The 22,472-nt window shown below is 57.2% G+C and carries 21 protein-coding genes; 6 read left to right on the forward strand and 15 right to left on the reverse strand.

The genetic code is table 11. From position 1 onward, the window contains the following. Positions 1 to 3: 3 nt before the first annotated feature. The 3 genes from D1823_RS03180 to acnA all read right to left on the reverse strand — a co-directional run bounded on the left by D1823_RS03180 (position 4) and on the right by acnA (position 5,156). On the reverse strand, positions 4 to 705 hold the full coding sequence (locus D1823_RS03180) for an SDR family NAD(P)-dependent oxidoreductase (protein WP_117868583.1): 702 nt from the start codon (positions 703 to 705) through the stop codon (positions 4 to 6). 139 nt (positions 706 to 844) lie between these two features. Then, positions 845 to 2,347: a BCCT family transporter gene (locus D1823_RS03185; RefSeq protein WP_117868584.1), complete on the reverse strand. Its 1,503-nt coding sequence runs from the start codon at positions 2,345 to 2,347 to the stop codon at positions 845 to 847. A gap of 118 nt (positions 2,348 to 2,465) precedes the next feature. Next, positions 2,466 to 5,156, reverse strand: a complete 2,691-nt coding sequence (acnA, locus tag D1823_RS03190) for an aconitate hydratase AcnA (RefSeq protein ID WP_117868585.1) — start codon at positions 5,154 to 5,156, stop codon at positions 2,466 to 2,468. Positions 5,157 to 5,381: 225 nt separating this feature from the next. Between acnA and D1823_RS03195 the strand changes: the two genes are divergently transcribed. Continuing rightward, on the forward strand, positions 5,382 to 6,083 hold the full coding sequence (locus D1823_RS03195) for a thioredoxin family protein (protein WP_117868586.1): 702 nt from the start codon (positions 5,382 to 5,384) through the stop codon (positions 6,081 to 6,083). On the opposite strand, the gene D1823_RS03200 is transcribed toward D1823_RS03195, so the two are convergent. The 4 genes from D1823_RS03200 to purB all read right to left on the reverse strand — a co-directional run bounded on the left by D1823_RS03200 (position 6,084) and on the right by purB (position 10,535). Continuing rightward, positions 6,084 to 7,007, reverse strand: coding sequence for a lysophospholipid acyltransferase family protein (locus D1823_RS03200; protein ID WP_117868587.1), 924 nt, complete (start codon positions 7,005 to 7,007; stop codon positions 6,084 to 6,086). A 137-nt stretch (positions 7,008 to 7,144) separates the two neighbouring features. Next, positions 7,145 to 8,218, reverse strand: coding sequence for a flagellar motor switch protein FliG (locus D1823_RS03205; protein ID WP_371415301.1), 1,074 nt, complete (start codon positions 8,216 to 8,218; stop codon positions 7,145 to 7,147). Between the two features lie 96 nt (positions 8,219 to 8,314). Next, positions 8,315 to 8,857 carry a tetratricopeptide repeat protein gene (locus D1823_RS03210; protein WP_117868589.1) on the reverse strand — a complete coding sequence of 181 codons (543 nt, stop codon included), beginning with the start codon at positions 8,855 to 8,857 and terminating at the stop codon, positions 8,315 to 8,317. Between the two features lie 373 nt (positions 8,858 to 9,230). Next, entirely contained in the window at positions 9,231 to 10,535 is a 1,305-nt protein-coding gene (gene purB / locus D1823_RS03215; protein WP_117868590.1) for an adenylosuccinate lyase, read from the reverse strand. Positions 10,536 to 10,623: 88 nt separating this feature from the next. On the opposite strand from purB, the gene D1823_RS03220 reads away from it, so the two are divergent. Together D1823_RS03220 and D1823_RS03225 are read left to right on the forward strand one after the other, a co-directional pair. After that, on the forward strand, positions 10,624 to 10,956 hold the full coding sequence (locus tag D1823_RS03220) for a hypothetical protein (protein ID WP_117868591.1): 333 nt from the start codon (positions 10,624 to 10,626) through the stop codon (positions 10,954 to 10,956). Between the two features lie 173 nt (positions 10,957 to 11,129). Then, the gene (locus D1823_RS03225; RefSeq protein WP_117868592.1) at positions 11,130 to 11,690 is read left to right on the forward strand and encodes a hypothetical protein; all 561 of its coding nucleotides are present in this window, start codon (positions 11,130 to 11,132) and stop codon (positions 11,688 to 11,690) included. Positions 11,691 to 11,869: 179 nt separating this feature from the next. Here D1823_RS03225 and D1823_RS03230 read toward each other — a convergent pair whose 3' ends face one another. Both D1823_RS03230 and D1823_RS03235 read right to left on the reverse strand, forming a co-directional pair. After that, complete coding sequence (locus D1823_RS03230) at positions 11,870 to 12,058, reverse strand: hypothetical protein (protein WP_162896752.1); 189 nt, start codon at positions 12,056 to 12,058, stop codon at positions 11,870 to 11,872. Continuing rightward, positions 12,059 to 13,273 carry a bifunctional alpha/beta hydrolase/OsmC family protein gene (locus tag D1823_RS03235; RefSeq protein ID WP_117872668.1) on the reverse strand — a complete coding sequence of 405 codons (1,215 nt, stop codon included), beginning with the start codon at positions 13,271 to 13,273 and terminating at the stop codon, positions 12,059 to 12,061. Positions 13,274 to 13,549: 276 nt separating this feature from the next. On the opposite strand from D1823_RS03235, the gene D1823_RS03240 reads away from it, so the two are divergent. Then, entirely contained in the window at positions 13,550 to 13,744 is a 195-nt protein-coding gene (locus D1823_RS03240; RefSeq protein WP_117868594.1) for a hypothetical protein, read from the forward strand. 10 nt (positions 13,745 to 13,754) lie between these two features. Here the strand turns inward: D1823_RS03240 and dddP are convergent, their stop codons facing one another. After that, positions 13,755 to 15,098, reverse strand: coding sequence for a dimethylsulfonioproprionate lyase DddP (gene dddP, locus D1823_RS03245; RefSeq protein WP_117868595.1), 1,344 nt, complete (start codon positions 15,096 to 15,098; stop codon positions 13,755 to 13,757). Positions 15,099 to 15,221: 123 nt separating this feature from the next. On the opposite strand from dddP, the gene D1823_RS03250 reads away from it, so the two are divergent. Then, entirely contained in the window at positions 15,222 to 15,965 is a 744-nt protein-coding gene (locus D1823_RS03250) for a DUF3445 domain-containing protein (RefSeq protein WP_117868596.1), read from the forward strand. A 36-nt stretch (positions 15,966 to 16,001) separates the two neighbouring features. Here D1823_RS03250 and D1823_RS03255 read toward each other — a convergent pair whose 3' ends face one another. The 5 genes from D1823_RS03255 to D1823_RS03275 form a co-directional block, all read right to left on the reverse strand. Continuing rightward, complete coding sequence (locus tag D1823_RS03255; protein WP_254683784.1) at positions 16,002 to 16,913, reverse strand: hypothetical protein; 912 nt, start codon at positions 16,911 to 16,913, stop codon at positions 16,002 to 16,004. 197 nt (positions 16,914 to 17,110) lie between these two features. Continuing rightward, complete coding sequence (locus tag D1823_RS03260; protein WP_117868598.1) at positions 17,111 to 17,899, reverse strand: lytic transglycosylase domain-containing protein; 789 nt, start codon at positions 17,897 to 17,899, stop codon at positions 17,111 to 17,113. A 66-nt stretch (positions 17,900 to 17,965) separates the two neighbouring features. Beyond that, positions 17,966 to 18,613 carry an MSMEG_1061 family FMN-dependent PPOX-type flavoprotein gene (locus D1823_RS03265; protein WP_117868599.1) on the reverse strand — a complete coding sequence of 216 codons (648 nt, stop codon included), beginning with the start codon at positions 18,611 to 18,613 and terminating at the stop codon, positions 17,966 to 17,968. Between the two features lie 126 nt (positions 18,614 to 18,739). Next, entirely contained in the window at positions 18,740 to 20,146 is a 1,407-nt protein-coding gene (glnA, locus tag D1823_RS03270) for a type I glutamate--ammonia ligase (RefSeq protein WP_117868600.1), read from the reverse strand. A 41-nt stretch (positions 20,147 to 20,187) separates the two neighbouring features. After that, positions 20,188 to 20,526, reverse strand: a complete 339-nt coding sequence (locus tag D1823_RS03275) for a P-II family nitrogen regulator (protein WP_117868601.1) — start codon at positions 20,524 to 20,526, stop codon at positions 20,188 to 20,190. Positions 20,527 to 20,697: 171 nt separating this feature from the next. On the opposite strand from D1823_RS03275, the gene D1823_RS03280 reads away from it, so the two are divergent. Then, positions 20,698 to 22,299, forward strand: coding sequence for an NAD(P)H-hydrate dehydratase (locus D1823_RS03280; RefSeq protein ID WP_117868602.1), 1,602 nt, complete (start codon positions 20,698 to 20,700; stop codon positions 22,297 to 22,299). The last annotated feature ends 173 nt before the right edge of the window (positions 22,300 to 22,472 follow it).

Raw genomic sequence — 22,472 nt, forward strand, 5'->3', positions numbered from 1 at the left:
GGTCTACAGGCGATACCCTCCGGTCACGCCCAGAACCTCTCCGGTTACGAATCCCGCCGCGTCCGAGGCCAGAAACCGAACGACGCTGGCGATGTCTTCGGGTCTTCCGATCCGGCCCAGAGCCGTTTCCTTGACGAAAAGCGATGTCAGATCGTCTGGACGGGGGGCTTCGGGGATGTTGATGGCGCCCGGCGCAACCGCGTTGACACGGATGCCCTCCGGGCCAAGCTCTTTCGCCATTGCGCGTGTCCAGAGGTTCAAAGCGGCCTTGCTTGCCCCATAGGTCACGGCGTCGCGCGGTGGCAGTGTCGCGTTCATCGACGAAATGCTGACGATTGATGCGCCGCGGTTCAAATGCGGCAATGCCGCAGCCAGCAACGCGGCGGGGGCCAGCAGATTGAGGTCAAGAATAGCGTGATGGTCTTCAACCCTGAACGCTTGTTTCGGAGTGGCGCGAACAAGACCGGCGTTGTTCACGATCACGTCCAGTCGTCCGAAGTGATCGATGACCTTTTCGACGACCTGGGTGGGTTGGTTGTCTTCTGTCAGGTCCGATTGAATTGCCAGAACGTCGTCTTTCAGCACTTCAGAATCCGGCTGGCTGGCCAACCAGGTGAAGGCGACATGGTGATCTCGGCTCAGGTCTTCGACTATTGCCCGCCCGATCCCACGGGCACCACCGGTTATCAGTGCAACTTTTTCCATGAACTCAGATGACCGGCAAAGCGCCCAGGATTCAACGTTGTTTTTTGCGCTGTCGAAATGCTGTCACTTGCGCAGCAATATCCAGAGCATTGCCGCGATGAACGCAAAGGTGACAAGGTTCATCAGAGTGTCCGTGAGATCACCGATCAACATTGCGTTGCCCCTCCTCTCTGAGCCCGCGGAACAAGCACACCATCAGCAGGACTGAAATGAAGACAAAGGGCAATGCGCCAAGCGAGATGAGGATCTTCACCGAGTCCACGGATCCCGAAAGGATCATCGCGACACTCAGCAGCCCAAGCAATCCCCCCCAGATCAGCCGGACGCGCGGCGGGGGATTCTCGTCCCCGCCCGTCGAGAAGGTGCCCAGAACAAATGCCGCACTAACGACGCTGGTTACAATGAACAGAAAGGCGGCCAGTACCGTGGCAAGTGTCGTAATCACAGACAGTGGAAGCCGGTCGAGCAGGACGAAGGTTACACGTTCAATATTTGTCTGCGTATAGGACAAGAGTTCGCCAGCGCCATTGAGCGCCTCGAACAGGCCAATGCCACCAAATGCACCGAACCAGAGGATTGAAAACAGGGTGGGGGCGAACAACACTCCGATCACGAATTCCCGTATCGTGCGACCGCGAGATATGCGGGCGACAAAGACGCCCACAAACGGACCCCAGGCGATCCACCAGACCATGTAGGTAAGTGTCCAATCACTGAACCATCTGGTGACGTCATCGCCGAAGAACGTAAAAGTCTGAAAGCCCCTGGGAATGACGTTGGTGACATAGTCCCCGAACCCCTGAACGATGGTATTCAGAAGGTATTCAGTGGGGCCAAGGACCACCGTGTAGGCAACAAGGCCGATTGCGATCAGCATGGCGGCATTGGACAAGCGCGCCATACCTTGACCCAGGTCGATCAGGAGTGCCGGGATATAGGCCGCGACCATTGCCAGAAACACGGCGCCAATCAGAAGGGCGCCGACGGTTTCACGACCGCCCAGAACGGCGATGCCGTCTGCCACCTGAAATACGCCCATGGCCATGGAACCGCCGACACCAATGGCAATGGCGATGATCGCCATGAAATCCGAAAGCCATCCGACACGTTCAGCCCAGCGTTCGCCGGGAAACAGGCTTTTGATCGGCGCGCTGACCATCATCCCGGTGCCGCGCCGAAAACTGAAAAAGGCGATGGAAAGCGCGGTTGATCCGTATATGGCCCAAGCGTGTAAGCCCCAGTGAAAGTTCGTCGCCAGCATGGCTTGTTGCGCCGCGATGAAATCCGGTGCCATACCGTTGATAAAGTTGAAATGGGTCAACGGTTCCGCCACTGCCCAAAACAGCAGGCCGACGCCCATGCCCGCAGAAAACAACATCGAAATCCATGTAGCCGTGGAAAACTCTGGTTCCTCGTCATCCCGGCCAAGGCGAATATTGCCATAGGGTGAAAAGGCCAGAAATAGGCATCCGATCAACATGCCCGAAGCGGCGAGCATCACGAACCAGCCGCGGCTGTGGAAGGTCTGTTGGACAATGCCACTGGCCCAGGTCACCAGACTTTGAATGTCCACGACGCCCCATATCCCGATCACTGCAATTACGCTGAGCGAACACACCAGCAGGGCGTTGGGTTTCTTCATAGCGATTGGTTTCCGTTGATGACCTTGCCTAACAGTTTCAGGTTTTCGAATAAATGACCAGAATACAAAAAACCCCCGGCAGATGGCCGGGGGTTTGAATTGCATGCTTTGCTATCGGTTATGATGCCTTTGCAAGATTGCGCAGGACGTAATGCAATACGCCACCGTTTTCGATGTATTCAATCTCGGGCGCGGTATCGATACGGCATTTCAGGGTGATGGTCTTTTCGGTTCCATCGCCAAAAACGATGGTGCAGGGGACTTCCTGTAGCGGCTCGATTGTATCCAGCCCGTGTATCGAAACGATTTCATCCCCCTTCAGCCCAAGGGTTTTGCGGTTGTCGCCTCCTGTGAACTCGAACGGAATGACACCCATACCAACAAGGTTCGAACGGTGGATACGCTCAAAGCTCTCGGCGATTACGGCCTTCACGCCCAGCAGCGCCGTGCCCTTGGCCGCCCAGTCGCGGCTTGAGCCCGCCCCATATTGCTCGCCACCGAATACCACCAACGGGGTGCCATTCGCCTGATAGGCCATCGAGGCGTCGTAGATTGACGTCTGTTCGCCGTCCGGACCCTTGGTGTAACCGCCTTCGACGCCGTCCAGCATCTCGTTCTTGATGCGAATGTTGGCGAATGTGCCGCGCATCATCACCTCGTGGTTGCCGCGGCGTGATCCATATGAATTGAATTCACGCGGCTGAACCTGACGTTCGATCAGGTACTGGCCTGCGGGCGAAGTCGTCGCGAATGACCCAGCAGGTGAGATGTGGTCGGTCGTGACCATGTCACCTAGAATGGCCAGAACCTTGGCGCCTTCGATGTTGGAAATCGTGCCTGGTTCGGGGCCCATGCCCTGGAAATAGGGCGGGTTCTGGATATAGGTCGATGTCGGTGGCCAGTCATAGGTTTCTGCATCAGTGGTTTCAACCGATTGCCATTTTTCGTCCCCTTTGAAAACGTCGGCGTATTTCGACTGGAACGCTTCGCGCGTGACGGTCCGTTCGACCAATTCCGCGACCTCGTGTTGGGTAGGCCAGAGGTCTTTCATATAGACGTCATTGCCGTCCTTGTCCTGACCGATCGGCTCGGATGTCAGGTCAATATCCATGGTGCCCGCCAGCGCGTACACGACGACCAGAGGCGGCGAAGCCAGATAGTTGGCCCGCACATCGGGCGAGATCCGACCTTCGAAGTTGCGGTTGCCCGACAAGACCGAGGTGGCAACAAGATCGCCCTCCGCAATTGCCTCCGAGATTTCTTTCTGGATTGGCCCCGAGTTGCCGATACACGTGGTGCAGCCATATCCCACGAGGTTGAAGCCGATCTTGTCCAGATCCTCCTGCAGGCCCGCGGCCTCCAGGTAAGCGGACACAACCTGCGAACCTGGTGCCAGCGAGGTTTTGACCCAAGGTTTACGATCCAGACCCAGCGCGGCTGCCTTGCGCGCCACAAGGCCCGCTCCGATCATCACATAAGGGTTCGAGGTGTTGGTGCAGGAGGTGATCGAGGCGATCACGACCTTACCCGATTCCATGCCATAGTTTTCGCCTTTGACCTCAATCTGTTTGCCCATCGGGCGCTTGAAGGTCTCGGCCATTTCCCTGGTGAAAGCAGCTTTGGCGTCGGTCAGCGCGACATAATCCTGCGGGCGTTTGGGCCCCGAGATCGCCGGAACAATAGTGCCCATATCCAGGGACAGGGTGTCGGTGTAGATCGGCGCGTAGTTCTCGTCACGCCAGAAACCGTTTTCCTTGGCGTAGGCTTCAACCAGAGCGACACGATCTTCGTCGCGCCCTGTGTTGCGCATGTAGCGCAGCGTTTCGCCGTCGATTGGGAAAAAGCCACATGTTGCACCGTATTCCGGTGCCATATTGGCGATGGTCGCGCGGTCGGCCAGCGGTAGACGATCCAGACCTTCGCCGAAGAATTCAACAAACTTGCCGACAACGCCTTTTTCGCGCAACATTTCCACGACTTTCAGAACCAGGTCGGTGCCGGTGGTGCCTTCGACCAGATCGCCGGTCAGTTCAAAGCCCACGACTTCGGGGATCAGCATCGAGATTGGCTGACCCAGCATTGCGGCCTCGGCCTCGATCCCGCCAACACCCCAGCCCAGAACGGCCATGCCGTTAACCATGGTGGTATGGCTGTCAGTGCCAACCAGAGTGTCAGGATAGGCGACTTCGTCGCCGTTCTGGTCAGTATCGGTCCAAACGGTCTGTGCCAGATATTCAAGGTTCACCTGGTGGCAGATACCGGTGCCGGGGGGAACTACACGGAAGTTGTTGAACGCGCCCTGACCCCATTTCAGGAACTGGTACCGTTCCATGTTGCGTTCGTATTCGCGGTCCACATTCATCTGGAACGCACGCGGGTTGCCGAATTCGTCAATCATGACCGAGTGGTCGATGACCAGATCGACCGGGTTCAGCGGGTTGATCTTTTGCGCGTCGCCGCCCAGCGCCTTGATGCCGTCCCGCATCGCGGCCAGATCCACAACGGCCGGAACGCCGGTGAAATCCTGCATCAGTACACGGGCCGGACGATAGGCGATCTCGCGCGGGTTCTTCCCGCCTTTGGCACCCCATTCGGCAAAGGCTTTGATGTCATCGACCGAGACCGAGAACCCGTCATCCTCGAACCGCAACATGTTTTCCAGCACTACCTTGAGTGCGGCAGGCAGTTTGGAGAAATCGCCCAGGCCCGCCTCTTGCGCGGCGGGGATGGAATAATAGGAAATGGATTTACCATTCACGCTCAGACTGCGGCGCGTATTGGCGGTATCCTGTCCGACTTTGATGGGCATCTGTGGCCTCCCTCTCAAATGACTTGGATTTTAGGATTTGCTGAGTGTTATCTGCATCACCAAGGCCCAGTGTTCAAGGTCGAACAGGCGTTGAGAGGTAAATTTGTATACTATTGTACACTTTTTTCCTTGAGGGCGTGTGTCAATGTCTCAAGAAACCTTGATTGGCCGTTGAGCGTCAAAGCAGCTATCCCTGAGACCCAACCGCTCAACCCGAGAGTTCTCATGTTCAGATCCATTGCATTGACCACCGTGTTTTCCTGTTTTGTGGCGGCACAGGTCGCGGCCGAGGAAGACCCGGTGGTGGTCGAACTGTTCACGTCTCAGGGGTGTTCATCCTGCCCGCCGGCGGATCGGATCATGCATGATCTGGCCAAGCGGGACGACGTCATAGGGCTGGCTTTGCATGTCGACTACTGGGACTATATTGGCTGGAAGGACGAATATGCAGACCCTGATCATACGCTCCGGCAGCGGGCTTATGCCCGCGAGGGGGGGCGATCGATGATCTACACACCGCAGATGGTGATCAACGGGCAGCACGATATTGTCGGGGCGCAAGCCCGGGAACTTGATCAATTGATCGAAGCGCATCTGAAAGCAGCACTCGAAGCGTCGGTGACTGCCATTCGCTCAGCCGATGTGGTGACAGTGGATGTCACTCCAGTTGAGTTGCCGAAAGAAGAAACCTACGACGTGCATGTCGTTCAATACTCACCTATGCGGCACGCATCGATCCGTCGTGGAGAACTGGCCGGGCACGAGTTAGACTATGCCAATGTCGTTGAGGCCTGGCAGATTGCAGGGCAATGGGATGGAACTGCACCGCAAACATTCGCGGTTCAGCTTGGTTCAGATTTGCCGGCTGTCATTCTGGTGCAAAGGGCAGGTCATGGGCCGATTGTTGCCGCGACCCGAGTCAAATGATCAGGGCATCTCTTCAGGCTTGATTCCCAATCCATTCCAATGCTTCCAGCGTCGGTGAATCCAGAACCATTGCCCCATATGCTGCCGTACCATCTTTTCCAGATCGTCGTTGGTGAATTGGGTCATCGTTTTCGGGTCCGTATGTGGCACCGGTTCATGCAGAACGATCTCAAAATCGAGGCCGTTGGGCTGCCGTACCGCGTAACACGGAATCAGCTCGGCTTTGTATTTTATCGCCAATTCGGCGTTCAGCACGGATGTCACGGCGGGTTTGCCAAAAAACGTCAGCTCTTCACCGCCCATTGCGTGAAGATCGGATACGATGGCAATGATCCCGCCCTTTTTCAGCGAGCGCACCATTTCGACCATTCCGCGCCGTCCCTGTTCGAACATCGGGGCGCCTGTCTTGTAGAAGGCTTCGACATAAGCGTCGTTGAAATACGGGTTGGCCATCCTCCGATACAGGCAGCCGATGGGCTGACCGCTGTAGGTTTGCAGGGCGATACGCGCGGCAAGGTAGTGACCGAAATGGGCCGTAATCATCATGACCGGACGACCCTCGGCAATAGCCGCGTCAAACGCTGCGATACCTGGTCCTGAAATCTTGGCCTTGCTCTGACGTTCGATAAAGTCTTCCGGAGAAAAATGCTCCATGATCGCACGACCGGCATTGTCCGGCACATCGCGGCAAATCTGCCTAACTTCGGCTTCAGGCAAGTCTGGGCACGTCAGCTTCAGATTTCGACGGACACGTTTGCGAAACCCGACAACAGGTGCCAGAAACCGCACGATGGCGCCCATTGTTGCAATACGCCGTTCGTAGGGAATCATGCGCATAATGCCGATGACCCCCTGTAGAAACAGATTGGCGACATAGTATTTCCCAAGCTCAAACCGGCTGAGCTCCGACTTTTCAACGGGCATGGAGGTGTCTCACCGCGTGTTGCGAATTGCTGAGACAGACATACAGCCCGATGCCTGCAAGCTCAAGCGCCCAGGCGGGCAGAATGCCTGAACCTGCATCAGGTGATCGGACAGCGCAAAACTCCTAGTTTCACATATCAGGCCGTATCTTCCTCATCATCTTTTTCGATCAGAGTAATTGAACCGGCGTCGACCAGAGTGCGAATGGCGGCAACGACCTGTGTCATGGCGTCTTCGGCCTCTGTTTGCTTGACACGACCACGTTCGGCCATTTCCTCGCGCAGATTGTCGGCCATGCGGGACGAAATGTTTGACAGAATGAATTCAACAGAAGCCTTGTCATCATCAGCGGCGGCACCCGCCAGCGCCGCGACAAGAGCCGGCTGTTCCACTTCGCGCAGGATGGCGGGAACCTCGCGGGCAGCAATGCGGCTTGAGATATGGGCAAAGGTGAAGATCGACTGGCGCACCAAATCCGCAAAATCGGCGTCGTCCTCGTCAAGTGCGTTCAACAAGTCGTCTCGTGTAGCGGCCGGCGACTGATTCAGGATCGCGCCGACCCTCGCGCCGGGACCATTGTCGAAAGCCTGAGCAGGCTGCTGATCCAGTTGCGCGGCCAGCGACCAGCCAATGCGCTCAACCGCTTCGGGGGTGACATTTGTTGTTTTCGAGATGGCATAGGTAATTCGTCGCGCAACCGGGCCCGGCATGCGGCCCAGCATCTGTGCCGCCTGTGCGGTATCCATTTTTGAAAGCATGACAGCCGCCACTTCGGTGCTTTCCGCCTGAGCCATGGCCGCCAGATCCTCAATGGGTACGTCACGCAAGCGTTGCCATGGATCGCCGATCTGGCGCACCCCGGCGAGCTTGCGCAGGCGCGCGGCAGTCGATGGTGCGATCTTTCCGTTCACCGCGTCCAATGCACCTGCAAGCCCATGTGGAAATGCCAGCCCGATGTTGTCCAGTGCATCGCTGAATTCCTGGGCCACTGCGCCCAGAGTTGCGCGATCCACAAGGCCCATTTGCCCAAGCTGATGGGTCAACGTCTCTTGCAGGTCGTCGGGCAATTCCTCAAGCGGAATATCGGCGCCTTCGTTCAACAGAAGGCGCACGACAACGGCCGCTTTTTGCCGGCCGGTCAGTGTTCGCGGAACAATTTGCGGCGCGCCGTCATCCCCTGCAGCAAGAGGGGCTGACCCCCCATTTGCCATTTGTATCAATGCGTTTGTGTCCTGCATCTGCCCGTAGTGCCAAAAATTCCGAACCACGGGCAGATTAGAGAGAGTCGGGTTAAATAACCCTGAAGCTCAGTAGTTGTAGGTCAACCCTGTCCGGATGGCGGCGCGCAGGGACGCCTCGGCCCACGTTCCTTCGCCGCCGCGGGCTTTGATCTCACGCCATTGCTCGATTGCCAGATCGGTTTTGCCTTCGGCTACAAAGCCTTGCGCCATGTAGCTGCGCGCCAGAAGATTGTCGGGATTGGCATTGATGGCATTCTGATAAAAGACGTTCGCCAGCTCCAACTCGCCCATCTTGCGGTAGGTAAAGCCCCAATAGGTCAGCACGCGGTCATTGTCCTGATCCATGATCCGCAGGATATCCTGAGCGTGCCCATACTGCCCGTCATAGGCCAATTCGCGGACGGCATCGTATAGCTGATCATCCGATAGATTGGTTTTGTTGGGTTTGACGCACCGACCTCTGGATTCGTCGTAGACCCGACCGAACAAACACTTCTTGGTAGTATTCGTCGGTTTCGGCGGGCTGCTGCTGTCGCCGCCTGCGGCATGGACCACAGGGGCAAAGGCGAAGGCTTGCAAAGCAAGGGCTGAAGCTAACAAAAGGCGCATAATCCTACTCCGTTCTCGGGGCTGCTCTCAAAATCATAGTGCGATCTACAAAAAAGCTAACAGTTGAACGGTTGCTTTTATTCACAAGTCGGACAGAAATTCGTCAGCTGTTGACCGATTTCGTGCAGCTTTGCGTTTCAGTGTCCCAAGTTGTGCCCGGTGCGCAGGATTGCGTCTGTTTGGAATGCGCGCTGCATGCAAGGCCGGCAGATGCCACGCAAATAAGTGCAAGTGAGCAAAGAACGGTACGGATCATGGTGCCTCTCCCCAAAAGATCGTCCACAGAATAGCCGATTTCGGGCGGTCTGGCAAAAACAAGGCCCGGCCTGCGCATTGCAGACCGGGCCGTGCGAAGGGGGCGTCGACACGTACCTTATTCGCCGAATACCCGGGCGAAGATCGTATCCACGTGCTTGGTGTGATAGCCGAGGTCGAATTTCTCTTCGATTTCTTCGGGGCTGAGCGCGGCAGTCACATCGGTGTCCGCCAGCAGTTCCTCTTTGAAATCGGTGCGGTGTTCCCAAACCTTCAGCGCGTTGCGCTGGACCATGGCATAGGCATCCTCACGGCTGACCCCTGCTTGGGTCAAGGCCAGCAGAACCCGCTGGCTCATGACAAGGCCTGGGAATTTGTTCATGTTTTCCAGCATGTTTTCGGGGAAGATCAGCATCTTGTCGATCACGCCAGTCAGGCGGGCCAGCGCAAAATCCAGAGTGATCGTGGCATCCGGCCCGATCATGCGTTCGACCGACGAGTGCGAGATATCGCGTTCGTGCCAGAGGGCCACATTCTCCATTGCCGGGATCACAGCTGCGCGCACCATGCGCGCCAACCCGGTCAGGTTCTCGGTTAGCACTGGGTTTTTCTTGTGCGGCATGGCCGAGGAGCCTTTTTGACCCATCGAGAAGAATTCTGCGCCCTCCAATACCTCGGTCCGCTGCATGTGGCGGATTTCGATAGCGATGTTTTCGATACTGCTGGCGATGACGCCAAGCGTCGCAAAGAACGCCGCGTGCCGGTCGCGCGGAATCACCTGGGTGCTGATCGGTTCGGGCACAAGACCCAGTTTGTCACAGATATGTTCCTCGACTGCGGGATCGATATTGGCGAAGGTGCCGACGGCGCCGCTGATCGCGCCAGTTGCGATTTCCGAACGGGCATCGCGCATGCGGGACAGGTTGCGGTCCATCTCGGCATAGAACCGGGCAAAGGTCAGGCCCATTGTCGTGGGCTCTGCGTGAATGCCGTGGCTGCGCCCGATGCGTACCGTGTCCTTGTGTTCAATCGCGCGGCGCTTGAGCGCTGCCAGAAGCCCTTCGAGATCGGCGATCAGGAGGTCGGCCGCGCGCGTCAGCTGGACGTTGAAGCACGTGTCCAGCACGTCCGAGCTGGTCATGCCCTGGTGCACAAACCGGGCCTCTTCACTGCCAACATGTTCAGCGAGATGGGTCAGGAAGGCGATGACGTCATGTTTGGTGACGGCTTCGATCTCGTCGATGCGGGCGACGTCGAACTCCACATCCTTGGCTTTCCAAACAGCTTCTGCATTCTCACGCGGGATCACGCCCAGATCGGCCATGGCATCGCAGGCGTGGGCCTCGATTTCGAACCAGATGCGAAACTTGGTTTCGGGCGACCAGATGGCAACCATGTCAGGGCGGGAATAACGGGGAATCATTGGCGGCAGCACCTTTATGTGATTGGGATGAGGCGTTGGCGCGGGGTTTAGCCGCCTGTGCGCAAGGGAACAAGATGTGAGAGCAGGTATGAGACGGTTTGCCCTGTTTTTCGCCCTTTGGCCGGGTGTTTTGGTCGCCGGAGACTTCCAGAAACTGTCCGGAGAGGAAATCCTGACGACCTTGGCGGGCAAGAAGCTGGAATACGGCGCGGGTGTTTGGCAGGTTTTTGAAGCCAGCATGACCACGCAGTATTTCTCGGGCGGGCCCAGTGTCGGGCGCTGGGCGGTGAGAGGGGATCAATACTGCTCGACATGGCCACCTGCCGATTTGTGGGCTTGCTACGACGTCTGGCGAAATGGGGAAGCGATCCGTTTCGTTGATGATGCGGGCGGCCAGACCGTCGGGGTCTATGCGAAATAGATGTCATGCGTTTGTCTGCAAGTTGGGGTGCGATGCTTGCAAAAGTCAGACAACATGTGTGGGGAACGGCAATACCAGAACGTGGTTTTCTTGGGTCTTTGCAACGCAGTGCTGGACAAGTCGCTCTTTCAGGGGTCAAGCTGAAGGCGAAGAAATTATCAGGTTATTGAGATATGCGTTTTTTATCATCTCCAATTCTTGCCGCTTGCGCCGCTGTCTGGCTGGGTGGGGCAGGATCAGCATTGGCCGACACTCCGGTGACATATACCGATGATGGTCGCGCGCTGTTTCGGTTCGACGTGCCCGATTTCTGGGTGCTGCGCACAGGCGGCCCGCGAGAGATCGAAGACACCGGGTTGGATGATCCGCGTGCGGTGGCACGGGTTATGGGGCTGCGTCCCGTAACGGACGATATGGTCTGGATGGGCTTTGTTTCGCCTGCCGGAGTTGCAACCATCCAGGATGGTGTCCGGTACTTGCAGGATATCGACAAGTTTCTGGTTAAAGACCCGACCATCACCAGCACCAGCGACACCCGCATCGGCGGGTTGCCCGCCCGGGTCTATCGCGGGACCGGGCGCAGGGATGGCAAGGGAGTGAGCTTTACGGCCACCATCATTGACTTGCCGCGCAACCGCGTCGCCATAGCCGTTGCTATTTTGCGTGATGGGGCAAACCCGGATTATGCTGACGATCTGAATGCCGTATTCGCGTCGTTCCAGTCGCTTCAGTGAGGGGGGTAAGATGAGCTTTAGACTGATCAAACGGATTTCCCTCGCATTGGGGCTGGGGGCTGCGACTTTGTCGCTGTCGGCCTGTGACGGTGTAACAGTTGGCGTCGGATACGGGTATGACCCGTTCTATGACTCGATGCTGTGGAACGATTACTACCGCCGTGACATCAATGTGGATATCAATCCACCGGACCGGCCAAATCGTCCAGATCGACCAACGCGGCCGGATCGTCCGAAACCACCGGTTGCCAAACCGCCTGCGCGGCCAAGGCCCCCAACGGCGCGGCCACCTGCCGCGCGCCCGCCGATACATCGGCCATCGCCACGCCGCTGATGGCATGAGGGCCGCCAGTCTGGCGGCCTTCCATTCAAGGAAGAAGTTCGGTTGTTATATGTGCCGAGCCTTCGAGTGTCCGGTGAACCGGACATTTGTCTGCGATCTCTAACAAGCGCTGTTTTTGTTCCTGATCAAGCGGGCCACTCAGGCGGATTTTGCGGCGGAACTGATCCACTTTGCCCTCATTTGCCAAACCAGCATCCTGAGCATGAACTTTGTCATGGCAAACATCGACGCTGACACTGGTCAGTGGCCAGTGTTTGCGTCGCGCATACATTCTTATCGTCATGGACGTACAGGCGCCGAGACCGGATGAGACAAAGCCATAGGGCGACATGCCCTTATCCGTGCCGCCATAGGACACCGGTTCATCTGCAACTGCATGATGGTGCGGACCTGCCTGAATATCCTGCATGAAGCCATTCGGATCCGCCTCTGTCACGCGAACGACACCTTCCGGTGCACCAGGAGGTGGCGCAGGTGGGCAAAGTTTCAGATAGCGCGAGACCCAAGCCGAGATGACATCCGCGGCATATTCAGCGTCAGAGGCCCGCGTGATCAGGTGATCGGCATCGTCGAGGGTGACGAAGCTTTTTGGGTGCTTTGCCGCCAGAAAGATGGTGCTTGCGTTGTCGATATTGACCGTTTCGTCCCGAGGGGCGTGCAGGATCAGCAGAGCGGCCTTGAGATCAGCGATCGAGGCAGACAGGGCCGATCCCGCAATGTCGTCCACAAACGCTTTGCCAATTCGAAACGGGCGTCCGCCCAAGGTAACCTCGGCGCTGCCGTCCTGTTCGATCTGGGGCAGGGCATCCTCAAAATGATGGGACACATGAGAGGGATCGGCCGGTGCGCCCAAGGTGACTACGGCCTTAACCGTCGGAATTCCGGCACGCGCCCGCAAAACCGCTGCGCCGCCAAGCGAGTGACCGATCAACAGGGCAGGGGCCATGTTTCGTCCGGCCAGATATTGCGCGGCCGAGATCAGATCCTCGACATTCGAAGTGAAGGTGGTGTTGGCGAACTCTCCTTCGGAGTGACCCAGGCCGGTAAAGTCGAACCGAAGCACTGCAATTCCCATGGCCGCCAGACGGGCCGAAATGCGCCGGGCCGCAGGTATGTCCTTGGAGCAGGTGAAGCAATGGGCAAACAGGGCCGTCGCAAGGACCGGACCATCCGGCAAATCCAGCCGCGCGGCCAATTGGCTGCCGTCATGTCCGGCAAAAGTGATGCGTTCCGTGGGCATGTCGGCTCCTTGAGCGGTTCCGGGAAACATCCCCAATACTGTGTTCAAGGCCGCCGGGTCACAACCCTTATGTCAAACGCGTCACGTGAAGGTGAGAACGAAGCGAGCGGTTTGCGATCTGACAGATGCCTGAGGTGAGTGGCAGAAGCGGTCGTAACTCTGGGGTAGGTTGGAGGAACATCAAATATTGTGATGTTTGCTGCAACAAACATTCGTTTCACTTATGGTGCTGCCAGGCCCATCTACTGACCACAGCAATTGATAAAGGAGACACAGATGACACATGCAGACGCCGCCGCACACCTTCCCAAGATACTTCCAGGTACAGTCCTGGCGATTGTTCTGGCTGGCCTTTTGGGCTTCGCCGTCGGGCAGTCCCGGCCCGTTGTCTTCAGCGGGCCTCAGGATCAGGTAAGTCCAACTGTCGAAGACTGGCACGGCAACGTTCGCCGGTCGCATTGGTCAGAATGAGGCTTTGGCCTCAATCGAGTCCCATCAATCGGGCATCGAAGGGGTATTTCGTCAGGTTTTCATATCCGTCTTCGGTTATGAGAACCTGGTCCTCCAATTTGATACTGAAATCGCCGCCGACTTCGCCCACGCAGGCCTCGACACACAAGACCATTCCAGGTTCCAGCGGATAATCGTAAGCCCCCTCAACCGCCTTGTCCGGATAAGCAACCAGCGGCCATTCATCGCAAAGGCCGACGCCGTGCATCAGGCAGCCATATTTCTGCGCCTGAAACTTTTCGTCCAGCCTGTGGGAATTTGCAGTCAGTTCAGGGATCATCACGCCGGGTTTGAGCATTTCCATATTGGTCATGATGTGCTCATGCGCGTGTTGCATGGCGTAGATCATGTCTTCGCGCGGCTTCTGATCGCCAATCCACCAACTGCGGGAAATGTCGACGCAAATCCCGTAAGATCCAATAAGGTCGGTGTCGAACGAGATGATCTCGTTCTGCTGGGTGATGCGTGGGCCGCATTCCTGAAACCAAGGGTTGGTCCGCTGACCCGAAGCCAGCAGGCGGGTTTCGATCCACTCTCCACCACGCTTGATGTTTTCGGCGTGAAGAACAGCCCAGATATCATCTTCTGAGGTCTTGCCATCGCCAACATTGGCACGGGCAAAATTTTCCATTTCAGCAACGGCAGTTTCGCAGGCATGGCTGGCGCAGCGCATGGCGAGGATTTCGTCGGGCCCTTTGACGGCGCGGGTCTTTTCGGTCAGCTCTTCGCCTTCCATGATGTCGAACCCCTGCGCCTCAAGCGCGCGCAATCCGTGCAGCATGATTTTGTCGACAGCCAGACGTTTGTTGCCGCCGCTGTGTTCTTCAACCAGCATGCGTACCTCGTTCGAGAATACATCCGCGGCCACGTCAACCTTGTCGCCCCGGTCAAAGTAAAACAGGTCAGCGCCAGAGCGCTGCTCGCGTACAAGTGGGTTGAAGGTGCTGAGGAAGGGTGAGTTCTTGTAATCCCAGATCACCATATAGCCATCCGCACACAGCAGGACCGCCCGAAACGGATTGTGGGTGTTCCACAGCTGCATGTTCGTGCTGTCGGTGGCATAGCGGATATTCAGCGGGTCAAAAATCAGCAAGCCACCAAAGCCGCGGTCCACGATGGCCTGCGTCAGCCGCTTCCAGCGGTGTTCCCGCATCCGTGCCAGATTGGGAAGCTCCAGCCCCGCAGCAGCCCATTCGTCAAACGCAAGCTGCGTCGGCCCAATCTCGATCCTGTCATTTTCGTTTGGCGTACCGTCGCCCAACGTCGCGCCTTGGCTGGGGTCAATCTTGCGCGTGTCTCGGTAGTGCTGGTTCATGGCTGGCCTCATTGCTTGTTCCAACTACAATTCATCTGCCGGAAACAATCGTCTGAGAAAAATGCGACGGCGAGGTTGTCGTTTTCGACCGACAAGAAAAGCTGCGCGTGCTAAGCCACTGGTATGAAGCGTATTCTACAAAACAAAATCCCATATGATGTCGGCAACCCACGCGCTTTGCCGGGTATTCAACCTGCAACCATGGAAAGCTGGCTGCATCAGGATGAGGCCTTTGCCGACCAGATGCAGCGCCGCGAGGAAGTGTTGGCTGAGCGGCGTGACGACGTTCTCGCGCTCGATCCTCAGGCCAAGCCTGCTGCCGTGGAATTACTGGATCTGGTGCTGATGCAGATCTATCCCACGGCCGGTGCAGAGGTCGTACGACCGGACGGTGTATCAGTCGCGATCGACCGGGATCGTCCGCTTGATACGCTGTGCAGGCTGGTACAGGAGGATTTTTGCATCCTGCAGAAACGGGCAGATGAACATGTACTAAAGGGTGCCATACTGTGTTTTCCCGCCAGTTGGCGTTTGTCTGAGAAATTCATGCGACCGCTGATTGATATCCACGTGCCCGTGGAAAGCTATGATGCCAATCTCGCGAAGCGGGTGCAGAGGCTGTTTGACGGTATTCAACCCGGCCGCCCGCTTTGGCGCTTCAATGCCCTGTGGTACGAAGACCCGGAGCTTTTCCAGCCTCGCAGTGCCAGTGAGCCGCGCGAAATACGGGACCGGCGTCAGGCGTCTTATCTGCGAAGCGAGCGGCAGACGTTATTGCGTTTGCCGAAAACCAACGCGGTCGTGTTTTCCATCCACACATACGTTCTGGCCGCAAACGCGATCCCGGAAACGGAAAACCCCGCCTGATGGCGGGGCCTCCTAGGAGGGTCTTCGGTAATTCTTTTACATGCCCAAGGCGCCAGCTACATCTGCTAACGCGTTACTAGCGTTCAGCGCGAAAATGGCGAAAGTGAACACAAGCACCTGTGTGTTGAGGCGGAAATCCTCGCCCCGGATCAGGTTGACTGCGGCCATCGATACGGCAATCGGTGCCGAAACGCTGGCCAATACTCCGGTCATGCACCAGCTGCTGAGACGGAGGATGTCGCTTGGCCTGTCATCTTCCTCGGTGATGGCAGCGCCGGGTTCATTCTGGCCTGGCAGGTCGGCTTCGTCGCTTCGAAAAGCGATGCTGAGCAATTGTTCATCCGTCAGTTGAATCGGACGCGCGGCAGGAGCAAGAGGGGCGCTGATCGCGTCATCCTGTTCCGTCTGTTTCACCCCGGCGAACTGTCCGGTCAGTGACTGAAAGATTTGCTTGCGGTCCCGCGTTGCCCTGCTTGGTGTCAGCGTGTCAAAGGCGCTCATGAAATGCTCAACGGTAAGAACCGTGTGCGGTGATAACCATTCGACCCGCCGGGTCGAACAGATATCGACCATACGATACAGTGTAACCACCAGCATCAGTTCGGATATCTCGGCGTCATCCAAAAGTGGCGAGACTGGCGTGATCGTTAGTACCAATCTGTTTTGCGGATGCGACACGCGGGGCCTTGCCATGGTTTTCAACCCCGCGGCGCGATCCATGCGCTCGTAACGGTCTTGCTGTTCGGAGGCGCCGGTATCCAGAGTCATACGTACAAGATACTGGCTCGAGACGATGCTGGCCTCGGTTGCGCTGAGCAGGGTCTTGCGTTCGACCAGATGACCGTAGTCTTCCAGCGTCGTGGCAACGATAGATCCAAAGCGCTCTATCGCGCCGGTTGCGTCGCCGTCAAATTGCAGGCCGCCATGGTAGCTGTGCTTCCGAGCCACTGCCCCGTCCTTTATTACGTTCTGTTAGCTAGAGGCTAGCACCTCTTCTTGGAGAGAATTGGGCGAAAAATGCAAAAAAGTGAAATTTCCCGGCGATTGGTTACGCTTTGGAAACCAAGCAACTAAAGGCTTTTGTTTGTCACTGTGGCGGAAATGTGGCGAAATCGGGCGCAGCACGTGTTGCCGGTGCGGCGGGGCTATTTGTCGATTCGGGCGCCCATGATTGCGATGGATTGCTGATAGACAGAGGCTGCATTCCACTGCTGCAAGACGCGATAATTTGGTTCTCCGGGTTGATAGCCGCGCCCTGGCTTCCACCCTTTCTTTCGAAGAAAATTAGCGGTTGAGGCCAGTGCATCCGTCATGTTGTAGAAATCCACGCGCCGGTCCCCGGTGGCATCGACACCATAGGTCAGGGCGTTGCCTGGCAGGAATTGTGTGTGGCCCAGCTCGCCATGTTTTGCCCCTTTTGTCGCCATCGTAATGCTGCCCATGTCGACCAGTTTCAGTGCCCCAATTGCGTGGGGAATGAAGAACTCGGATCGGCGACAATCATAGGCCAGTGTTGTGATTGCGGAAACAACCTGACTGTCGCCCATGAAATTGCCAAAGCCGGTTTCCATGCCGTGAATGGCGATCAGAACGCCGGCAGGTACACCGTATTGCCGCTCAAAGGCTGCATAGTAGTTCGGATTGGCGGCTTTGCGTTTGCGGCCCTGTGCGACAATTGTATCGGCCCCTCGAACTCGCATGAATTTGTCCAGCGAGTATTTAAAGCTCTTCTGATTGCGATCCGCAGCAATCGTCCGCGAAGCATACTGTGTCTGAGACAGCGCTTGCAGCCCCTTCTTTTTTACCCCCGCCTTGCGTGCCTGTTTGGCAAAATCTGCCTTCCAAGCCTCGAACCCTGCGCTGGTGTTCCCGCAGGGTGCGGCCAGAACCGGGGAGGTCAGGGAAAGGGCAAGAATGGTGGCTAGGCGAAACATGGGCGTAATCCGATGAAATTGAAATCTGCGGTTAGCCTAGCGTGGGCTGCGTCTCGGGCAAAGCGGTTAGTAAAGGTCCAACTCGCCCTTTTCCCTTAACGTTTCGAACCATTCCTCAGGGGTGGCCTTGATGTGGGCGTGTTTCACCATCATTGCATTCATGTTTGGCAGGTTGGTCGAGTCCGGCCAGTCTTCGGGCTGCCACAGGTGCGAGCGGATCACACATTTCGGACAGTGTGCGAATGCAGTCTCGACATGAATGAGCAGGGCAAGTTTGGGTGGGTGTTCGTCAACGGCCATACTATCCAGCAACTGGGGGGCGGTACAAATGCGGGCTGTGCCGCGAATGCGGAGCGTCTCCATCTTGCCTGGAACAAAGAAGATTACACTGACGCGCGGGTCCTTCAGAACATTGTGGAACGTATCCACGCGTTTGTTGCCCGGTCGATCGGGGATCGCGATCAGCGTATCGGACAGCACCTGAACAAAGCCGGGCGGGTCGCCACGGGGGGAAACATCAAGGTGCCCGTCCGGGTTGGCCGATGCGATCAGGCAAAACGGTGAGATCGCGATGAAATCGCGGCACATCTGATCGAGTGAGGACAACTCCTTGGCAACGATCTGTGGCAGCGGATGGCCAGAGATCCGTCTCAGTTCCTGTTCGGATGTCACAAGGTTTGAGAATTTCGAGAAAGGTGAAGTATTGCGAGGCATGCTGTTGTCTCCGATCGGGAGTTTTCTCACCAGTCTGTTGGAACAAAGGCGGTGCGTCAAATCTTGTGGGCGGAAATGACAAGGGCGCCCAAACGGGCGCCCTGACAATTCGTTCCAGTACTCAGCTTAGCAGCTGTAGTACATACCGTACTCCACCGGGTGCGGCGTGTGCTCGTAGGTTTCCACCTCTTCCATCTTCAGTGCGATGTAGCCGTCGATCTGGTCTTTGGTGAACACATCGCCCTGAAGCAGGAAGTCGTGATCGGATGCCAGAGCTTCCAGAGCCTCGCGCAAGCTGCCGCAGACGGTCGGGATGTCAGCCAGTTCCTCGGCGGGCAAGTCGTACAGGTTCTTGTCCATCGCCTCGCCGGGATTGATCTTGTTCTTGATGCCGTCCAGGCCGGCCATAAGCAGGGCGGCAAACGCCAGATAGGGGTTGGCTGCCGGATCGGGGAAGCGCGCTTCGACACGTTTGGCCTTGGGGCTTTCGGTCCATGGAATACGCACACAACCTGAACGGTTGCGTGCCGAATAGGCGCGCAGAACAGGGGCTTCAAACCCGGGGATCAAGCGCTTGTAGCTGTTGGTCGACGGGTTGGTGAAGGCGTTCAGGGTCTTGGCGTGTTTCAGGATACCGCCGATGAAGTACAGCGCCTCGTCCGACAGGTCGGCGTATTTGTCGCCAGCGAACAGCGGCTTGCCGTCTTTCCAGATCGACATGTTCACGTGCATGCCGGTGCCGTTGTCACCTGCGATCGGCTTCGGCATGAACGTGGCCGATTTGCCGTAGGCGTGCGCGACGTTGTGGATGACGTACTTGTACTTCTGCAACTCGTCGGCCTGCTTGGTCAGGCTGTCGAAGATCAGGCCTAGCTCGTGCTGGCACGAGGCCACTTCGTGGTGGTGCTTGTCGACCTTCATGCCCAGGCGCTTCATGGTCGACAGCATTTCCGAACGCAGGTCCTGAGCTTCGTCGATGGGGTTGACCGGGAAGTAGCCGCCCTTGACGCCCGGACGGTGGCCCATGTTGCCCATCTCGTATTCGGTGTCGGTGTTCCACGACGCATCTGTTGCATCAACTTCGAAGGATACTTTGTTGATGCTGTTTGAAAAACGAACGTCATCAAACAGGAAGAATTCAGCTTCGGGGCCCATGTAGGCAACGTCACCGATACCGCTGGACTTCAGGTAGGCTTCGGCTTTCTGCGCGGTTCCGCGCGGGTCGCGGCCATAGGCTTCACCGGTGTCGGGTTCAACGATCGAGCAGTGCAGACACAGTGTCTTTTCAGCATAGAACGGGTCGATATAAGCCGATGTCGTGTCGGCGATCAGTTTCATGTCCGAGTTTTCGATCGACTTCCAGCCTGCAATGGACGAGCCGTCAAACATGAAGCCTTCTTCCAGGAAGTCTTCATCGACCAGATCGACGTCCACCGTCACGTGCTGCAGCTTGCCGCGCACGTCAGTGAACCGGATGTCGACATAGGCGACGTCTTCTTCGCGGATTGTATTGAGAACTGCGTCTACGCTCATTCCCTTGGTCCTTCTGATAGATGTGTCAGTAATCTTGTGGGTTATAGTGCGTCCGAGCCGGTTTCACCGGTCCGGATACGAATGGCTTGGTCGACGGGGGACACGAAAATCTTGCCGTCTCCGATCTTGTCGGTTTTGGCGGCCGACACGATGGCCTCGACGGCGGCGTCGACCTGGTCGTCGTCCAATACGACCTCGACCTTAACCTTGGGCAGAAAATCGACGACATACTCGGCGCCGCGATACAGCTCGGTATGGCCTTTCTGGCGACCGAAACCCTTGACCTCGATGACGCTGAGGCCCTGGACGCCCACATCCTGCAATGCCTCTTTCACTTCGTCCAGTTTGAACGGCTTGATGATCGCTTCGATCTTTTTCATCCCGGTTCACCTTGAATGGTTGTCTCAGGGGCAGTGATCACGTCTAAGATCGGGCGGCAATGTGATTGCGATATCGTGCGGGTCGGAACGCTTGGAAAAACGGCTTGGCGCTAATTTTTGAGCGATATGCACAAAAAGTAATCAAAATAGAATCGAGCGAGGGGTGAAAGGATGGAATTGCTGACAGCGGCACAGATGCGGACCATCGAGCAAGCCGCCATCACATCCGGTGAGGTGACCGGTCTGGAGCTGATGGAGCGGGCCGGGCAGGGTGTTGTTGACGCGATTTTCGAGGAATGGCCGGTGTTGGACAGGCGAGGGGCCAGCCCCTCGCGCTCCCCGGGGTATTTGGGGCCAGATGAAGAGGATCCGCTGCGCGCAGTGGTGCTGTGCGGACCAGGCAACAACGGAGGTGACGGGTTTGTTGTGGCGCGGCTTTTGCTGGAGCTGGGGTGGGAGGTTGAGGTGTTTCTTTACGGGAACCCGGAAAAGCTGCCACCGGATGCGCGGGTGAATTATGAGAGATGGGAAACAAAGAACGAAGTTCGCGTATTCGCCGTCGACCGCGCCCCGTTAGAGGATGATTTTCTTCGGTTTCCGAATGAAATTGACCTGGTGGTCGACGGGGTTTTTGGCACGGGTCTCACCCGACCATTTGCCGGTGTGTTTTCCATGTTGGCAAACGCACCGGCTAGAACCCTGCTGCGAGATCGAGGCGTAAAGGTCGTCGCAATTGACGCGCCAAGCGGCTTGTGCGCCGACAGTGGTCGCATTCTTGGCAATGCGATAGTTGCAGACATGGCGGTGACGTTTCACAGCAGAAAGCTGGGGCATGTGCTGGGTGATGGTCCGGTAACCTGCGGAACGGTACGAACCAAGTCGATTGGCCTCGAAACATGGGAGGACAGTCAGATCGTTCACATGGCCCATCCCGACAGGATGAAGCTTTTGAAAGCTTCGGTCGACCACAAATATTCGCATGGCCACGCTTTGATCCTGTCCGGAGGCTCGGGCAAAACAGGTGCTGCGCGATTGGCGGCGCGGGGGGCTTTGCGGATTGGGGCGGGTCTGGTGACGCTGGGCGTGCCGCCGTCAGCGCAGACGGAAGCGGCCAGCCAGATCACGGCCCTAATGTTGCAGCGGGTGGACGGGACCGATGATTTGTCCGAAATACTGGAGGATACGCGCCTGAATGCGCTTTGCCTGGGGCCTGCGCTAGGATTGGCGAGGGCGCAGGCACTTGTGCCTATGGCCTTGGCCGCACGGCGGGCAACCGTGTTGGATGCGGATGCTCTGTCAGCCTTTGCCGAGGATCCCGACACCCTGTTCGCGCATTTGCACGGCAAATGTGTACTCACCCCGCATGGCGGGGAATTCGCCCGGTTGTTTCCGGATGTTGCCGGGGAGATGAACGCGCACCCGACCAAGGGACCGGCGTATTCCAAGGTGGACGCAACGCGTGCTGCTGCAAAACGAGCTGGGTGCGTGGTTCTGTTCAAGGGTCCGGACACGGTGATCGCTGCGCCAGACGGACGATGCGTGGTCAACGCGGCCGTATACGAAAGAGCGGCCCCCTGGCTGGCTACCGCTGGGGCCGGCGATGTGCTTGCAGGATTCATCGCAGGTCTGCTGGCGCGAGGTTTTTCGCCGATACAGGCGGCGGAAACTGCGGCGTGGTTACATGTGGAATGCGCGCGCCAGTTCGGGCCGGGTTTGATCGCGGAAGATTTGCCGGAACAGGTGCCGGACGTTTTGAAAAAGTTGAATATCTGAGTGGGTTGGGCGTGGAACGGCTCAATTCGCGGCGAGTCGGCGGAAATTCGCCGTCAAGGTCCGCGTCAATGCAGACCGAATGTTTGCCAGACGCATAGCCGGAGGCCACAATTCATTTGCACAATTTGCTGTAAACTTGTGGTAAGATTCGTAACTGTATGATTTATAATGTT

The organism is Ruegeria sp. AD91A, from assembly GCF_003443535.1.
Lineage (GTDB): Bacteria > Pseudomonadota > Alphaproteobacteria > Rhodobacterales > Rhodobacteraceae > Ruegeria.

Coding starts and splice junctions, on each gene's coding strand:
- D1823_RS03280 (WP_117868602.1), top strand. CDS start 20,698: ATGGAATTGCTGACAGCGGCACAGATGCGGACCATCGAGCAAGCCGCC.
- D1823_RS03180 (WP_117868583.1), bottom strand. CDS start 705: ATGGAAAAAGTTGCACTGATAACCGGTGGTGCCCGTGGGATCGGGCGG.
- D1823_RS03250 (WP_117868596.1), top strand. CDS start 15,222: ATGAAGCGTATTCTACAAAACAAAATCCCATATGATGTCGGCAACCCA.
- D1823_RS03210 (WP_117868589.1), bottom strand. CDS start 8,857: ATGCGCCTTTTGTTAGCTTCAGCCCTTGCTTTGCAAGCCTTCGCCTTT.
- glnA (WP_117868600.1), bottom strand. CDS start 20,146: ATGAGCGTAGACGCAGTTCTCAATACAATCCGCGAAGAAGACGTCGCC.
- D1823_RS03195 (WP_117868586.1), top strand. CDS start 5,382: ATGTTCAGATCCATTGCATTGACCACCGTGTTTTCCTGTTTTGTGGCG.
- D1823_RS03265 (WP_117868599.1), bottom strand. CDS start 18,613: ATGCCTCGCAATACTTCACCTTTCTCGAAATTCTCAAACCTTGTGACA.
- D1823_RS03235 (WP_117872668.1), bottom strand. CDS start 13,273: ATGCCCACGGAACGCATCACTTTTGCCGGACATGACGGCAGCCAATTG.
- D1823_RS03240 (WP_117868594.1), top strand. CDS start 13,550: ATGACACATGCAGACGCCGCCGCACACCTTCCCAAGATACTTCCAGGT.
- D1823_RS03230 (WP_162896752.1), bottom strand. CDS start 12,058: ATGGAAGGCCGCCAGACTGGCGGCCCTCATGCCATCAGCGGCGTGGCG.
- dddP (WP_117868595.1), bottom strand. CDS start 15,098: ATGAACCAGCACTACCGAGACACGCGCAAGATTGACCCCAGCCAAGGC.
- D1823_RS03220 (WP_117868591.1), top strand. CDS start 10,624: ATGAGACGGTTTGCCCTGTTTTTCGCCCTTTGGCCGGGTGTTTTGGTC.
- D1823_RS03275 (WP_117868601.1), bottom strand. CDS start 20,526: ATGAAAAAGATCGAAGCGATCATCAAGCCGTTCAAACTGGACGAAGTG.
- D1823_RS03225 (WP_117868592.1), top strand. CDS start 11,130: ATGCGTTTTTTATCATCTCCAATTCTTGCCGCTTGCGCCGCTGTCTGG.
- D1823_RS03260 (WP_117868598.1), bottom strand. CDS start 17,899: ATGTTTCGCCTAGCCACCATTCTTGCCCTTTCCCTGACCTCCCCGGTT.
- acnA (WP_117868585.1), bottom strand. CDS start 5,156: ATGCCCATCAAAGTCGGACAGGATACCGCCAATACGCGCCGCAGTCTG.
- purB (WP_117868590.1), bottom strand. CDS start 10,535: ATGATTCCCCGTTATTCCCGCCCTGACATGGTTGCCATCTGGTCGCCC.
- D1823_RS03185 (WP_117868584.1), bottom strand. CDS start 2,347: ATGAAGAAACCCAACGCCCTGCTGGTGTGTTCGCTCAGCGTAATTGCA.
- D1823_RS03200 (WP_117868587.1), bottom strand. CDS start 7,007: ATGCCCGTTGAAAAGTCGGAGCTCAGCCGGTTTGAGCTTGGGAAATAC.
- D1823_RS03205 (WP_371415301.1), bottom strand. CDS start 8,218: ATGGCAAATGGGGGGTCAGCCCCTCTTGCTGCAGGGGATGACGGCGCG.